1 protein-coding gene is annotated in these 557 nt (G+C 57.5%); it reads right to left on the bottom strand.

Features of this window, described 5'->3' with window-relative positions; translation table 11 throughout:
• Positions 1-159: 159 nt before the first annotated feature.
• The coding region (locus ACFFN1_RS13525; protein WP_376841354.1) for a hypothetical protein at positions 160-557 on the bottom strand (398 nt) is incomplete at its 5' end.

Here is a 557-nt window from a genome sequence, read left to right as displayed (position 1 = left end):
CCGCCTCGCCCGCGGCTACCGCAACCAGCACAACTACCGCCTCCGCATGCTCCTCGCCGCCGGCGGACTCACCCCATGACCCCCACCGGATGTCCGAAGAGCCGGATAAAGCCTGGGAGACTCCCTGCGGGAGCCAGACGCCGAGGAGTCTGACTGAATTCAACGAATAGACAACCGACGAGCTAGCTTATCCAAAAGATCCAACCCGCTCGCACCAAAACTAGATGAACACGAATCGCGAAGTTGAGATACGAGGTAATGTGCCGCCTCGACAGCTTCGCCCAAACTCTCCTCAATGAGGTTTCTTTCGTCATCAGACAAGTCATCGCGCAGGAGAATCTGCTGCCTCCACTCGATAAGCTTCACGTACACAGCAGCTGCGTGCAGGGCACGATCAACTTCCCACGCTTGATTTCTCACTGACGATGTCTTCCGCCACGGAATGTCAACCTTAACCGGCTCTTCAGAGTTGAGTGTGGGCACGCCGATCGGGCAAGGGTGCTGGGGATAAGCATCGAGGTCCCTGATGATGAGCGGACATCTACCCGCGCTGATCT

The sequence above is a fragment of the Brevibacterium otitidis genome (assembly GCF_042429315.1).
Taxonomy (GTDB): domain Bacteria; phylum Actinomycetota; class Actinomycetes; order Actinomycetales; family Brevibacteriaceae; genus Brevibacterium; species Brevibacterium otitidis.
Note: the sequence above shows the minus strand (reverse complement) of the source record. Positions and strands in the feature narration are given on the sequence as shown.